Source organism: Arthrobacter sp. 4R501, from assembly GCF_002929755.1.
GTDB lineage: Bacteria > Actinomycetota > Actinomycetes > Actinomycetales > Micrococcaceae > Arthrobacter.
The window spans coordinates 183784-196441 of sequence record NZ_PJIW01000008.1; the positions used below are offsets into that span (position 1 = coordinate 183784).

The following is a 12658-nucleotide window of genomic DNA, read 5'->3' on the forward strand; positions in this document are numbered from 1 at the left end:
TACGATTCCAGGAGCCCCCATGACCGCAACTGCCCTGCCGGCTGAGACAGCCACGGCCGCGCATAACGACCCCGCCCACCCGCCCGCCATCCGGTCCAAGCGCCGGATCGACCCCACCTACTACTGGATGGTGGTGCCGGTCCTCGCACTCTTCGCCTTCTTCATCACCCTGCCAGCGCTGGTTGGTGTGTTTTTCAGCCTCACCAACTACGCAGGCTACGGTGACTGGAAGTTCATCGGCCTGTCCAACTACGTCAACATCTTCAAGGACCCTGCAATCCTGCAGTCCTACATCTTCACGTTCGTCTTTGCCCTGACCACCACCGTGGTGGTCAATATCGTGGCCCTGGCGATCGCCCTTGGGCTGAATGCGAAAATCAAGTGGCGAACCGGCATCCGCACCGTGTTCTTCATCCCCATGGTGCTCTCAGCCCTGGTGGTGTCGTTTGTCTTCAACTACCTGTTCTCCAACACCCTGCCGGTGCTCGCTGAACGGTTCGGCTTAACGCCGCTTGCCACCAGCATCCTGGCCAACGAAAACCTCGCCTGGCTGGCCATTGTGCTGGTCACCGTGTGGCAGGCCGCGCCCGGAGCCACCATCATCTACCTCGCCGGGCTCCAGAGCGTGCCGGCGGAGGTCTACGAAGCCGCGGACCTGGATGGTGCCGGCAGCTTCCGCCAGTTCCTGAGCCTCACACTGCCCCTCATCCTCGGTTATCTCGTCATCAATGTGATCCTCGGGTTCAAGGGATTCCTGGGGACCTACGAGATCATCGTGGGCCTCACCGGCGGCGGACCTGGCATGGCGACGCAGTCAGTGGCCATGCGTATCTTCTCCGGCTTCACGGGTGGCGACTATTCCTACCAGATGGCCAATGCGGTCATCTACTTCCTGATCACTTTGCTGATCTCCGTCATCCAGCTGCGCCTCATCCAGCGCCGGGGGGTATCTCTCTAATGACCGCATCACTACTTCCACAGCGCAGCGCCCGCGTCCTCACAAAACGAGTCTCCAGCCGCGAAGGCTTCAAGATCAACTGGTGGCTCACCGCCCTGATGCTGGTGGCTTCGCTGACTGTCCTGCTGCCGCTGTACTTCACCGTGGCCATGGCGCTGAAGTCACCGGACCAGATCGGCACCGGTACAGGGCTTGCCTGGCCGAACCCGCTGAACTGGGAGAACTTCGCCGCTGCCTACGTGGCCACGAACTTCCCCCGGGCCTTTATGTCCACGGCATTCGTCACCGTCTTCAGCGTCCTGGGCTCGCTGGCCTGCAGTTCGCTGGTTGCCTACGCCATCGCGCGGAACTGGAACCACCGGTTCTTCCGCGGCTCCTTTGTGTACCTTCTGTCCGCCATGTTCATTCCGTTCCCGGTGATCATCCTGCCGCTGATCAAGCAGACGGCATTGCTCGGCCTGGACAACCCGGCCGGCGTCGTCTTCCTGCACGTGCTGGGCGGGATCTCGTTCAACGCGCTGCTGTACATCGCCTTCGTCCGGTCCATACCTGTGGAGCTGGAGGAATCGGCCCGGATGGACGGCGCAACCACGTGGCAGGTGTTCCGCAAGATCATCTTCCCGCTGCTGGCCCCCATGAACGCCACGGTGGGCATCTTCGCCTTCCTGGGCTCGTGGAACGACTTCCTGCTGCCGCAGATGATGATCGCCGACCCGGCCCTGCAGACCCTCCCCGTGGTCCAGATGCTGTTCCAGGGCGAATTCAATACGGACTACAGCCTCGCGTTCGCGTCCTACCTGATGGCCATGGCACCCACACTGGTGGTTTACATCCTGGCCCAACGTTGGGTACTGTCCGGAGTCATGCGCGGGGCCGTTAAATAGCCAGACCTATCCACCCAGCAAGAACAACCCAAACAAGAGAAAAGGATCATCCTTTGTCCACCACTGCCACGCTGGCAACCCTGTCCGATTCCGACCGTCTGGCCGATCCCAACTGGTGGCGCCAGGCCGCGGTCTACCAGATCTATCCGCGCAGCTTCGCCGATTCAAACGGTGACGGCATGGGTGACATCAAGGGCATCACGGCCAAGGTCCCGTACCTGAAGGCGCTGGGGATCGACGCCGTGTGGCTCAGCCCTTTCTATCCGTCGGCCCTGGCCGACGGCGGCTACGATGTGGACGACTACCGAGACGTGGACCCCAAGCTGGGCACGCTGGCTGACTTCGACGAGATGGCCAAGGCGCTGCACGCCGCCGGCATCAAGCTGATCGCCGACATCGTCCCCAACCACTCCTCGAACCGGCACGAATGGTTCAAGGAGGCGCTCGCCGCGCCGAAGGGTTCCGCCGCGCGTGAGCGCTACATCTTCCGTGACGGCAAAGGACCCAACGGCGAATTCCCGCCGTCGGACTGGGATTCCGTCTTCGGCGGCCCTGCGTGGGAGCGAATCACCGAGCCGGACGGAACACCGGGCCAGTGGTACATGCATATCTTTGCCAAGGAGCAGCCGGACCTGAACTGGTCCAGCCGGGAGGTCCGCGATGACTTCCTCAAGACCCTGCGCTTCTGGTCCGACCGCGGCGTCGACGGCTTCCGCGTGGATGTGGCCCATGCCCTCACCAAGGATCTCACCGAGCCGCTGCTCTCCAAGCTGGAGCTGACCGAGGCCAACTCGGGGACGGACGGGTTCGACGACGGTTCGCACCCCTTCTGGGACCGGGACGACGTCCACGACATCTACCTCGAATGGCGCGAAGTCTTCAACGAGTACAACCCGCCCCGCACCGCCGTCGCGGAAGCATGGGTGCACGCCACCCGCCGCGCCCGCTACGCCAGCCCTGAGGGCCTGGGCCAGGCGTTCAACTTCGACCTGCTGCAGGCCGACTTCGATGCCGAGGATTTCCGCGAAATCATCACCCGCAACCTCGCCGAAGCCGCCGCGACCGGCGCGTCCTCCACCTGGGTTTTCTCCAACCACGACGTCGTCCGGCATGCCACACGCTACGGCCTGCCCAAGGCGTCCAGGGGCAAGAAGCATGCGAAGGGTCAGGACGGCAAGGGCTGGCTGCTCGCCGGCGGCCCCAAGGAGGAACTGGACGTGGACCTTGGCGAGCGCCGTGCCCGCGCCGCCACCTTGCTGATGCTGGCCGTGCCCGGCTCGGCCTACCTTTACCAGGGCGAGGAACTGGGCCTGCAGGAAGTGGCGGAGATTCCGGACTCCGAGCGCCAGGACCCCGCGTTCTTCCGGAACAGGGGCGTTGAAGTGGGCCGTGACGGCTGCCGCGTGCCGCTGCCCTGGAAGGTTGAAGGGACCTCCTTCGGCTTTGGCGACGGTGGCGCGCACCTGCCGCAGCCGGACTGGTTCAGCAAGTATGCGGTGGAGGCGCAGGTCGGCACCGAAAACTCCACCCTGGAGCTTTACCGCACGGCCCTGAAGCTGCGCCGCGAACTGCAGGCCGGCGAGGAGCTGGAGTGGGTGGAGACCGGCAACCCGGAGGTCCTGCACTTCCGCCGCCCCGGTAGCTGGCAGTCCGTGACCAACTTCGGGGACACCGCCGTCGACCTGCCGGCAGGGACCGTCCTGGTGAGCAGCGCCCCGCTGGTGGACGGCAAACTCGGCGCCAACAGCACCGTCTGGCTGCACTGACATAACCCAAGATCAATCAGGTGGCGGGACCCGGCCGGGCCCCGCCACCTGTGCGTCTGCCCAGGCTCATGAAAGAGTGAAGCAATGACCCAACACACCGTTCCATCCCCCACGCAGGAACTCATCTACGGCTGCATGGGCCTGGGCGGCAGCTGGACCGACGAGCCGCATCAGGTGCAGCATGTGGACGAGGCCGCCGCCGCCGTCGAGGCCGCGCTGGACGCCGGCATCACGCTGTTCGATCACGCGGACATCTACCGCAGCGGCAAGTCCGAGTCGGTGTTCGGCGAGGTCCTCGCGGCAACGCCCGGCCTGCGTGACCAGATCCGGCTGCAGACCAAGTGCGGCATCCGGCTCCGCGAACGCGGGCTGGCCACACACTATGACCTCAGCCGGGAATCCATCTTGGAACGCGTGGACGGCAGCCTGAAGAGGCTGCAGACGGACTACGTGGACGTCCTCCTGCTGCACCGCCCGGATCCGCTGACGGACCTGGCGGAGGTGGCGGCCGCCGTCCGGCAACTGCTGGCCGACGGCAAGGTTCGGGCGCTTGGGGTGTCCAACATGTCCGGCGCGCAGATCAAGGCGTTGCAGGAGCGGCTGGAGGTGCCCGTGGTGGCCAACCAGCTGGAGATGAGCCTGCTGAAGCGGGCCTGGCTGGAAAGCCAGGTCCTGGTGAACCATCCGGAGTCGCTGGACTACAGCTTCCCGCACGGGACCCTGGAGTACTGCTGCAGCAACGGCGTTACCGTGCAGGCTTACGGTGCGCTGGCGCAGGGGTTGTACACAGGGGCAGCTCCGGAAAACCCGACGGCGGCGGAGACTGCCGCGGCCGCGATGGTTGCGGAGCTTGCCAGTGAGTACGGCACCACGGGGGAGGCCGTCCTCCTGGGGTGGCTGATGAAGCATCCGGCCGGCATTGCGCCCGTCATCGGGACCGTGAATCCGGCGAGAATCGCCGCCTGCGCGGACGCCGCCCGCGTGGCGGAGGCCATGACCCGGGCCGACTGGTACGGACTGTGGATTGCGGCGCGGGGCAGCACCCTCCCCTGAGGCCGGTCAGAGGGTTGCCAGAAGCTCGGCCACGCCGTCAAGTCCACCCGGAACCAGGGAGTAATAGGCCCAGGTCCCGCGTTTTTCGCGGTGCAGCAGACCGGCGTCCACCAGGATTTTCAGGTGGTGGGAGACCGTGGGCTGGCCCAGGTCCAGGGGGTCGGTCAGATCGCAGACGCAGGATTCGCCGGAGGATTCGGCCTTAACGATGGACAGCAGCCGTAGCCGGTTCGGATCGGCCAACGCCTTGAAGACCAGGGCTTTCTGCTTGGCCTCTTCTGCGCCAAGGGCAGGCTGTCCTGCCGGGGTGCAGCAAGCTTCGTCCGTGATCGGATCGAGAACGGGCAGCGTTTTCATGTACCCATTATGCCCGAATATTGACCGCCATCAATGTATTAATCCCGCCGCTCGACCCGGAAGTGGCTACGCTCTGGAGGCTTGCCCGCCGTCGGACCGGTCGACGAAGTCTTAGGAGCTGGTCTCTTCCGATGCGTGCGGAAGAACGACGTCGTCTGCGTTGCGGGCCGCAGACGGGAACAGGATGAGCAGAAGCCCCAGGCCTACGGCCGCCCCGAGCAGTTGCGCCACGACGAACCCGGGAACTGAAGCGGGTGCGATGCCGGCGAAGGTGTCACTGAAGATGCGGCCGACAGTCACGGCGGGGTTGGCGAAGGACGTTGAGGACGTAAACCAGTAGGCGGCGCCGATGTAGGCACCCACGGCCGGAGCTGCGAGGGTGCCCCGGTTTGTGGCTGCCAGGGCGAAGATCAACAGGACGAGCCCTGCCGTTGCGACGACTTCGCCCAGCAGGTACCCGGTGGTGGCGCGGTCCTTCACCGAGATGGAAGTGCCCACCTCAAACATGGCGTTGGCCACCACGCTGCCGCTGATTGCACCGACGGTTTGGGCAACTACATATGTGCCCAGGTCCGGAAGTGTTAATCCGGTTCCGCTGCGCCGGCCGAGGACCCAGTCCACGAGCGAGACGACGGGGTTGAAGTGTGCGCCGCTGACGGGTCCGAAGACGAGGATCAGCACCGTCAGACCCAGAACCGTGGCCGTGCTGTTCTGCAGCAGCTGCAGGCCGATGTCGCTGGGGGAGAGCTGCTGTGCCATGATCCCCGAGCCAACGACGATCATGACGAGCAAACTGGAACCGAGTAGTTCGGCGAAGGCGCGGCGCCACAACGGCGGTTGTTGAGAAGTCATACCAACAGCTTGACTCAAGATATTTACTCAGTCAAAATTGAATCAATGAACATTGACTCAGTTGAAGTTTTCCGCGCGCGGGTCGCCAAGCATGCGGCCCTGGCGGATCCCGCGCGGCTGCGCATCGTGGACCTGCTGACCTTGGGGGATCTTTCCCCCACGGAGCTGCAGGCCGAGCTCGGGATGCCGTCGAACCTGCTGTCGCACCACCTGCGCACACTCGAAGCCGCGGGCCTGGCGACGCGCCACCGTTCGGAGGCGGACAAGCGCCGCAGCTACATCCGGCTGGCCGCAGGGGCGTTGGGGGGACTGGCCCCCGGCCGCGAACACGGCGCCCGCCGTGTCCTCTTCGTCTGTACGCGCAACAGCGCCAGGTCCCAGCTGGCCGTCGCACTCTGGAATCAGGTCAGTGACATCCCCTCGGCCTCGGCGGGCACCCACCCCGCGGACCGCATCGCCCTGGGTGCCATTGATGTCGCGAGTCGCCACGGTGTTGCTCTCGCGGACCATCCCCCGCGCCGGCTCGATGAAGTGGCGCACGATGATGACTTCGTCGTGACCGTGTGCGACAACGCACACGAGGAAATCCTCAACCTGGGAGGGATCCATTGGTCTGTTCCGGATCCGCTGCGCCTAAACACGGAGGATGCTTTCGAGGGCGCCTTCACTGACATCTTCCACCGCGTTACCGGCCTCGCGCCCCGACTGCACGCCGCCTGATAGTCCACCCCCGTAAATATTGACAACCATCAATATATTGTCCGATACTGCATACATCGACGCATGTCAATGTCTAGTCGGTGTGGTTGGTGCGGACACGACGACCTCATCAAAACTGATCCACACGCAACTGATTCCAGGAGAAACACGTGAGCACCGAAACCGCCAAGAAGCCTTCTGTACTTTTTGTCTGCGTCCACAATGCCGGCCGTTCCCAAATGGCCGCTGCCTTCCTCACCACGCTTTCCAAGGGCGGAATCGAGGTGCGTTCCGCCGGTTCCCAGCCTGCGGATAAGGTCAACCCGGCCGCCGTCGAGGCCATGGCCGAACTGGGCATCGACATGTCTGCAGAGATCCCCAAAGTCCTCACCACCGAGGCCGTGAAGGAGTCCGACGTCGTGATCACCATGGGCTGCGGCGACGAATGCCCGTACTTCCCCGGCAAGCGCTACGAGGACTGGGTCCTGGAGGATCCGGCCGGGCAGGGCGTGGAGTCAGTCCGCCCCATCCGTGACGAGATCAAGACCCGCATCGAAGGACTCATCGAGTCCCTGATCCCGGCCGCCAAGTAACCACCCCACGCCGCGGTTAGGGAGGGGAGGTGAGCTGGATGGACACCGATTGCTGCACCGATACGGGCTGCTGCGACGAGGACGATCTGGACTGCTGCTGAACAGCGCCGCCCCGGCCTGCCGGTCCCACAAGGCTCCGGCAGGCACCCCGATCGAACCGCACACCAACGGATGAAACAGAGGACCGCATGGATCCAGTAAAGAACTTTCCCGTCGCAGTCATCGGCGCCGGCCCCGTCGGTCTTGCCACCGCAGCCCACCTGCTCGAACGCGGCCTCGAGCCGCTGATCTTCGAGGCAGGCCCGACGGCGGGATCCGCCATCGAACAGTGGCGCCACATCCGGCTGTTCTCACCCTGGCGGTTCAACCTCGACGCCGCGGCCGTGCGTTTGCTGGAGGACGCCGGCTGGGAAACCCCTCGCCTGACGGCACTGCCTTACGGCGGCGAACTGATCGATAATTACCTCGCCCCGCTGGCCGCAACCCCGGAGATCTCCTCCCGGCTCCAGACCAGCGCACGCGTCATTGCCGTTACACGCCAGGGCATGGACAAAACCCACGTCCGGGACCGTGACACCACCCCATTCACCGTCCGGGTCGAACACGACGGCGGTGAAATCCGTGACCACACCGTGGCCGCCGTCATCGACGCGTCCGGCACCTGGTCCACCCGCAACCCGCTTGGAACCTCCGGCCTGCCCGCCATCGGCGAAGACACGGCCGCCGCCCGGATCTCCTCGCCCCTGCCGGACGTCACAGAACGGGACCGCACCTCCTTCGCGGGCCGCCGCGTCCTGGTCGTGGGCGCCGGGCACTCGGCCGCGAACACACTGATCAATCTGGCAGACCTCGCCAAGGAAGAACCCGGAACCACCATCCTGTGGGCCGTGCGCGCTGGATCAGCCGAAAAGGTCTACGGCGGCGGCGACGCCGACGGCCTGCCGACCCGCGGCCAACTCGGCGCCCGGCTCCGGCGGCTCGTTGGGGCCGGAACCATCGAACTGAACACCGGCTTCGGGATCGCTTCCCTCAAAACACTGGATTCCGGGGTCAGCGTTGAAGCCGTCGACGGACGCACTCTCGAAGCGGACATCATCGTCCCCTGCACGGGCTTCCGGCCGGACCTGGTCATCCTGCACGAACTCCGGCTCATCCTTGACCCCGCCGTCGAGGCGCCGGTCCAGCTGGGTCCGCTGATCGACCCCGAATTCCACTCCTGCGGCACGGTCCAGCCGCACGGCGCCAAGCTTCTCACTCATCCGGAGAAGAACTTCTACATCGTCGGCATGAAGTCCTATGGCCGTGCCCCGACTTTCCTGCTGGCTACCGGCTATGAGCAGGTCAGGTCCGTCGCCGCGGCCCTCGCCGGCGACCAGGCCGGGGCGGACACTGTCCACCTTGAACTGCCCGAAACCGGGGTTTGCTCCACCGACGCCGGCACCAGCTGCGACGTCCCCGCGGCCTCAACAGCAGACACTGACGGATCGGCGGAGAGCGGCTGTTGCGCCGCCCCGGAACCGGTCCTCGTTGGATTCCCCACCGGGCTGGCTCACGGCCGCTCTGGGGAACACTGACCACAACCAACCACGACGCACCGTTCCGGACGCACGCCAAGGGAGTACTGCCATGACCGAACAGCAGAAAACGACGCTGGGATTGCAGGACAACACTGAAATCCTGCACCGGATCAGCGAACGCCTCGCCGAGCGTTTCACCGGGGTGTTCGCCGTCGAGACGGTCGAACGCTATGTCTTCGAGTCGTACACAGCCTTGGCCCGGACAGCGAAGATCAGCGCCTACCTGCCTGCCACCACGGAACACTTCGCCAACGACCGGCTGGCCGCCCTAGCCAAATCCAAAGGGTCGGTGGTCTCCGAGGTCCCGGAGGTCCTGTTCGTTTGCGTGCAGAACGCCGGCAGGTCACAGATGGCTGCCGCGCTGCTCACTGTTGAAGCCAAGGGCAGGATCCGCGTCCGGTCGGCAGGCTCCATGCCGGCGGCTGAGCTGGATCCGACCGTAGTGACTGTCATGTCCGAAATGGGCCTGGACCTGGGCAAGGACTATCCGAAGCCACTCACGGACGACGTCGTGCGGGCATCCGACGTCGTCATCACCATGGGCTGCGGGGACTCCTGCCCCATCTACCCCGGGAAACGCTATGAAGACTGGGACCTCACCGACCCCGCCGGACATTCCCTGGAGACCGTCCGGGAAATCCGCGACGAAATCCACGCGCGCATCAAAACCCTCGTCGGCTCACTCCTGGCCGCAGAACAGAAAGAAGGCACCCACTCATGACCGAAAGCACCAAGACTCCCCGCATCCTGTTCGTCTGCAGCAAGAACGGCGGGAAGTCCCAACTGGCGGCCGGTCTCATGCGGGACCTCGCCGGCGACGATGTCACCGTTTATTCGGCAGGCACCAAGCCGGGCAGCTGCCTGAACAATGAGGCCGTGGAATCCCTGAACGAACTCGGCATCGACATCACGGGGGAGCACCCCAAGGCCGTCACTGACGAGGTGCTTGACGCCGTCGACGTCGTTATCGTCCTGGGCACCGAAGCCAAACTCGAAGCCCGCGAAGGCATCCGCTTCGAAACCTGGGAAACCGACGAACCTTCCACCCGGGGCATCGAAGGCACGGAGCGCATGCGCCTCGTCCGCGACGACATCAACGCCCGCGTCCGCAAGCTCCATGCGGAACTCACAGGCAACTGAGCTGGCCCAACGCCGTGGGTGAGGCTGAAACCCCGGTGGTTGAGCTTGTCGAAACCTGGGTCTCGACGGGCTCGACCACCGGCGCCGGCCGGTCGTATCTGTATTGTTCGGCACGTCCGGCGCCATGGCTTAGCGCTGGCGGTGCCCGGGCAGATACGGTAGTAGCATGACGTCACCGACCGCCACCGAGACATTACGCGCCAAGCGCAACATCCCAGCAGAAATCGCCCGTTCGTGGCTTCTGGTCAACGCTATGAAAACCGACCTGTTTGACCAGTCGGCTGTTTCGCGCGCTGACTCGATCATCCTGGACATCGAGGACGCCGTGGACCCGTCGCAAAAGGACGAGGCGCGCGGACACGTGATTGAGTGGCTCAGCGGCGGCGGCCAGGCCTGGGTCCGCATCAACGATGCCACCAGCCCGTTCTGGGCCGATGACCTAGCAGGGCTGCGCGGTACGCCCGGGCTGCTCGGCGTGATGCTCGCCAAGACCGAATCAGCTGACCAGGTGACCGAAAGTTTCCACCGGATGGACGGCAAGACGCCCGTCATCCCGCTCGTGGAATCCGCTCTGGGTATCGAAGAAGCCAACAACATCGCCAAGGCCCAGGGTGCTTTCCGCCTGGCGTTCGGCTCCGGCGACTTCCGCCGCGACACCGGCATGGCGGCCACCCCGGAGGCCATGGCCTACCCGCGCGCCAAGCTGGTGGTCGCCAGCCGCGTCGGCAACCTGCCCGGCCCCATCGACGGCCCCACCGTGGGCACCAACCACCCCATCCTGCGCGAGCAGACCGGCATCACCGTGATGATGGGCATGACCGGCAAGCTGTGCCTGGCCATCGACCAGACAAACGTCATCAACGAGGTCATCAGCCCCACCCCGTCGGACGTCGCCTGGGCCACGGACTTTATGTCCGACTTCGAGGCCAACGGCCGCGTCATCCGCGACGGCTCGGACCTTCCCCGCCTGGGCCGGGCCGAAAAGATCATGAAGCTCGCGGTAGCGTTCGGCGTGCAGCCGGCGCTGTAGCGCCACCCGTTTTACCCAAGCACTGGAGACCCCGTGACCGATACCCGCTATCTGGTTCACGGGGTCTTTTGGGATGGCGCCCCGGCGCAGACGGTAAGGCACGACGGCGGCAGCCCGGCTCTGCGCCTCCAGTCACCGTCCGGGGATCTCCAGGAAGTCAGCCTCGGGGCGGGCGCCAGGCTCGGTTTTGCGGTGTCCGATCATGGCAGGTTCTGCCTGGGGCATTACAAGGTCCACTCAGCCACCAGTCGCGACCACATCCTGTGCCCGGCCAGCGCCCCCGCCGTGAAGGGCAAGCAGTGCGAACGCTGCTTTGTGCTGGACGATTCCCACCTTATCCACGATTTCCACCGGGGCGGCCGCGTTCCGGACGGGCTGCGCACGTACCTCCTGCAGGATCACTGGCTCTACGTGGCCACGTTCGCCGGCGGCGCCAGCAAGGTGGGCACAGCGTCCCACCTGAGGAAATGGAACCGGCTCGCGGAACAGGGCGCGGTGGTGGCGCGGTACGTTGCCAGGGCGGAGGACGGCCGGGTGGTACGGCTCCTTGAGGACATGGTGACCCGCGAGGTAGGCCTCGCCCAGCAGGTCCGCTCCGCCGCCAAAGCCGAGGCTCTGGCGGGGCCATTGCCCGCGGCCGCCCTGGACGGCATCAATGAGCGGCATGCGGCCGCGGTCCGCACGCTGCTGAGCCGGGCCGCCGTCGACGGTTTCAGCGCAGAAGGTTTCAGCATCGTGGACGAATTGTGGGTGCGGCCGGCGCAGGCGGCAGGGCTTTGCGCCCCCACAGCGCGCCACGCCTACCCCCATCCGTTGGAGCAGGGACGGCACGGCTTTGAGGTCACCGCGCTGAGCGGGAGCAACGCCCTCGCCAGCCTGGCCGGAACGGACGCGGCCTTTGTGGTGAACCTTGGCCGGATGGCTGCCCGGACCATCGTCCTGGGGGACTTCGCCTCGGAGGTGCCGGCCGTGCAGGAATCGCTGTTCTGAACGTGCTCGGTAGACTGTCACGGTGCTCAAAGAATTCTGGGAGTCAGCGCCCACCTCGTACAAAGTCCTGGTCTTCGGCGCCATGGGCCTCATCGCCGTCGGCATCATCCTGAACCTGATCGGCAACACCTCCGGAAACCAGGGCCTGGCCACCGCGTCGCTGCCGGTCATCGGCCTGGGCCTGGTCCTGCACATCGCCGGGATTGTGGTGCGTGGCCAGACCATCCGGAGGAACCTCCGCAAGTAGCCGGAATTCATGGTGTCCCGGGGCAGAGCGATAGGCTTGAGGCCATGACTATCAATCCGGACCTGCAGGGCCGCAGCTACCCTGCCGCAGAGGTTTACGACGTCGGCCGCGAGAAGATCCGCGAGTTCGCCCGCGCGGTCAAGGCCACGCACCCAGCCCACTTCGACGTCGAGGCCGCCAAGGCCCTGGGACACAAGGATTTGGTGGCACCACCCACCTTCGCCATCATCATCGCCCAACGCGCCGATGCCCAGCTGATCGAGGATCCGGACGCCGGCATCGACTTCTCCCGCGTGGTCCACGCCGATCAGCGCTTCATCCACCACCGCCCCATTTTTGCCGGCGACCGCCTGGTTGCCGAACTGCACGTTGACGGTGTCCGTGCCATGGGCGGCGGGGCCATGATCACCACCCGCCAGGAAATTTTTGCCCTGACCGACGGCGGCAATGGGTCGCGCGAGACAGTCGCCACCACCACATCATCCATCCTCGTCCGCGGAGAGGGACAGTAA

15 protein-coding genes are annotated in these 12658 nt (G+C 65.2%); 13 read left to right on the plus strand and 2 right to left on the minus strand.

What is annotated here, in order from left to right:
* Positions 1-19 precede the first annotated feature (19 nt).
* From CXR02_RS10130 to CXR02_RS10145, 4 genes are all read left to right on the plus strand, one after another.
* Positions 20-958: a carbohydrate ABC transporter permease gene (locus tag CXR02_RS10130; RefSeq protein WP_104061872.1), complete on the plus strand. Its 939-nt coding sequence runs from the start codon at positions 20-22 to the stop codon at positions 956-958.
* Positions 958-1842: a carbohydrate ABC transporter permease gene (locus CXR02_RS10135; protein WP_104061873.1), complete on the plus strand. Its 885-nt coding sequence runs from the start codon at positions 958-960 to the stop codon at positions 1840-1842. The genes CXR02_RS10130 and CXR02_RS10135 overlap by 1 nt, the downstream gene beginning before the upstream one ends.
* Before the next feature lie 53 nt (positions 1843-1895).
* Complete coding sequence (locus CXR02_RS10140; protein WP_104061874.1) at positions 1896-3608, plus strand: glycoside hydrolase family 13 protein; 1713 nt, start codon at positions 1896-1898, stop codon at positions 3606-3608.
* 84 nt (positions 3609-3692) lie between these two features.
* Complete coding sequence (locus CXR02_RS10145) at positions 3693-4661, plus strand: aldo/keto reductase family oxidoreductase (RefSeq protein ID WP_104061875.1); 969 nt, start codon at positions 3693-3695, stop codon at positions 4659-4661.
* A 6-nt stretch (positions 4662-4667) separates the two neighbouring features.
* On the opposite strand, the gene CXR02_RS10150 is transcribed toward CXR02_RS10145, so the two are convergent.
* Positions 4668-5018 (minus strand): metalloregulator ArsR/SmtB family transcription factor, encoded by a 351-nt coding sequence (locus tag CXR02_RS10150; RefSeq protein WP_104061876.1) that lies wholly within the window; start codon positions 5016-5018, stop codon positions 4668-4670.
* Positions 5019-5129: 111 nt separating this feature from the next.
* Positions 5130-5870 carry an MIP/aquaporin family protein gene (locus tag CXR02_RS10155; protein ID WP_104061877.1) on the minus strand — a complete coding sequence of 247 codons (741 nt, stop codon included), beginning with the start codon at positions 5868-5870 and terminating at the stop codon, positions 5130-5132.
* 45 nt (positions 5871-5915) lie between these two features.
* Here CXR02_RS10155 and CXR02_RS10160 point away from each other — a divergent pair, with 45 nt between their 5' ends.
* The 9 genes from CXR02_RS10160 to CXR02_RS10200 all read left to right on the plus strand — a co-directional run bounded on the left by CXR02_RS10160 (position 5916) and on the right by CXR02_RS10200 (position 12658).
* Positions 5916-6590 carry a helix-turn-helix domain-containing protein gene (locus CXR02_RS10160; RefSeq protein ID WP_104061878.1) on the plus strand — a complete coding sequence of 225 codons (675 nt, stop codon included), beginning with the start codon at positions 5916-5918 and terminating at the stop codon, positions 6588-6590.
* A gap of 149 nt (positions 6591-6739) precedes the next feature.
* A complete protein-coding gene (locus CXR02_RS10165) occupies positions 6740-7162 on the plus strand; it encodes an arsenate reductase ArsC (protein ID WP_104061879.1) in 423 nt (140 codons plus the stop codon).
* Between the two features lie 188 nt (positions 7163-7350).
* Entirely contained in the window at positions 7351-8736 is a 1386-nt protein-coding gene (locus tag CXR02_RS10170) for an FAD-dependent oxidoreductase (protein WP_104061880.1), read from the plus strand.
* A 52-nt stretch (positions 8737-8788) separates the two neighbouring features.
* Positions 8789-9460: an arsenate reductase ArsC gene (locus tag CXR02_RS10175; protein WP_104061881.1), complete on the plus strand. Its 672-nt coding sequence runs from the start codon at positions 8789-8791 to the stop codon at positions 9458-9460.
* Positions 9457-9879 carry a low molecular weight phosphatase family protein gene (locus CXR02_RS10180; protein WP_104061882.1) on the plus strand — a complete coding sequence of 141 codons (423 nt, stop codon included), beginning with the start codon at positions 9457-9459 and terminating at the stop codon, positions 9877-9879. The genes CXR02_RS10175 and CXR02_RS10180 overlap by 4 nt, the downstream gene beginning before the upstream one ends.
* A 166-nt stretch (positions 9880-10045) precedes the next feature.
* The gene (locus CXR02_RS10185; RefSeq protein ID WP_104061883.1) at positions 10046-10909 is read left to right on the plus strand and encodes a CoA ester lyase; all 864 of its coding nucleotides are present in this window, start codon (positions 10046-10048) and stop codon (positions 10907-10909) included.
* Between the two features lie 33 nt (positions 10910-10942).
* A complete protein-coding gene (locus tag CXR02_RS10190; protein ID WP_104061884.1) occupies positions 10943-11899 on the plus strand; it encodes a DUF2797 domain-containing protein in 957 nt (318 codons plus the stop codon).
* Between the two features lie 22 nt (positions 11900-11921).
* Positions 11922-12146 carry a DUF3188 domain-containing protein gene (locus tag CXR02_RS10195; RefSeq protein WP_104061885.1) on the plus strand — a complete coding sequence of 75 codons (225 nt, stop codon included), beginning with the start codon at positions 11922-11924 and terminating at the stop codon, positions 12144-12146.
* A 44-nt stretch (positions 12147-12190) separates the two neighbouring features.
* Complete coding sequence (locus CXR02_RS10200; protein ID WP_104061886.1) at positions 12191-12658, plus strand: MaoC family dehydratase N-terminal domain-containing protein; 468 nt, start codon at positions 12191-12193, stop codon at positions 12656-12658.